Origin of the sequence: Aeromonas sp. MR19 (genome assembly GCF_963899305.1) — a bacterium.
Taxonomy (GTDB): domain Bacteria; phylum Pseudomonadota; class Gammaproteobacteria; order Enterobacterales; family Aeromonadaceae; genus Aeromonas; species Aeromonas bestiarum.
In genome coordinates this window covers 1-314 of the sequence record NZ_CAWQWZ010000034.1, presented here as the reverse complement: position 1 = coordinate 314, position 314 = coordinate 1, and the positions used below count along the sequence as shown (strand labels likewise).

The following is a 314-nucleotide window of genomic DNA, read 5'->3' as shown; positions in this document are numbered from 1 at the left end:
CACAAATAGTTGGTTGCGGGGGCCAGATTTGAACTGACGACCTTCGGGTTATGAGCCCGACGAGCTACCGAGCTGCTCCACCCCGCGTCCGAATTGTACTGCCTTCATCACCACACACTACCGAGCAGAAGTAGCGTGCTGCCTTTACACCCACAGCTCTGCATCAAGCATTGCCATGAACACAAATAGTTGGTTGCGGGGGCCAGATTTGAACTGACGACCTTCGGGTTATGAGCCCGACGAGCTACCGAGCTGCTCCACCCCGCGTCCGAATTGTACTGCCTTCATCACCACACACTACCGAGCAGAAGTAG

Annotated in this window: 2 tRNA genes; both read right to left on the bottom strand. The window is 55.4% G+C overall.

The annotated features are described in order from the left end of the window. Positions 1 to 10: 10 nt before the first annotated feature. Positions 11 to 87, bottom strand: a tRNA-Met gene (locus AACQ95_RS15890). A 103-nt stretch (positions 88 to 190) separates the two neighbouring features. Then, positions 191 to 267: transfer RNA gene (locus AACQ95_RS15885), tRNA-Met, on the bottom strand. Positions 268 to 314: the final 47 nt, after the last annotated feature.